The organism is Pseudomonas sp. GM24 (assembly GCF_000282235.1).
Taxonomy (GTDB): domain Bacteria; phylum Pseudomonadota; class Gammaproteobacteria; order Pseudomonadales; family Pseudomonadaceae; genus Aquipseudomonas.
The window spans coordinates 1-672 of sequence record NZ_AKJR01000366.1 but is presented as its reverse complement, the minus strand read 5'-3'; the positions used below and the strand labels follow the sequence as shown (position 1 = coordinate 672).

Annotated in this window: 1 protein-coding gene; it reads right to left on the bottom strand. The window is 58.5% G+C overall.

All coding sequences use genetic code 11. The features are described from left to right. Nucleotides 1–76: 76 nt before the first annotated feature. Entirely contained in the window at nucleotides 77–340 is a 264-nt protein-coding gene (locus tag PMI23_RS28410) for a hypothetical protein (protein WP_007911281.1), read from the bottom strand. Nucleotides 341–672: the final 332 nt, after the last annotated feature.

Here is a 672-nt window from a genome sequence, read left to right as displayed (position 1 = left end):
CAGCCTGCGGCAGCTCCTACAGGGATATGCGTTCCAATGTAGGAGCTGCCGAAGGCTGCGATCTTTTGATCTGCTGTCAGGCGCTATGGCTTTGCTGGTAGTCCGCCAATGCCGGCAACAACTGCTTGTCGATCGCCTGCCGCACCGCCGGCTGGATGCTGGCGCCGCTGGTGTACATGTCCTTGACCATCTTGCGCAGTTCAAACGCGCGCACATTATCCAGACCGCGCACCGCGCACTCGCAGGCCTGATCGGCGGTCGTGCCACTGGGTACTTGAACACCCAACGCCTTGAGCTGGCCCAACAAATCTTCCTGATCGATCAAATCGGCATACATCATGACGCGCATCCTTCTTCAATAACGGAGGTCGTGGCTCGATTCTGGTAGCCACGCCGGGGCACGGCAAGGGCGTTTTGTCGCAGTGGCTGCGACGGCTATGAACAGGTCGTTTTCGGCTAACTTGCCGCTCAAGGGAGTGGGCACACTGAACTCAGCTTGCAACACGAAGGTTTGGTCACCCTCGCACGGCAGCTCCTCAACAGTAGCTTGAGCCCCGATCCAGTCACGGCTGGTATCGGGGCTTTTTTTTGCCTGCTGCAAAGCGAAAGATCGCAGCCTTCGGCAGCTCCTACAGGGAACGTATTCCAATGTAGGAGCTGCCGAAGGCTGCG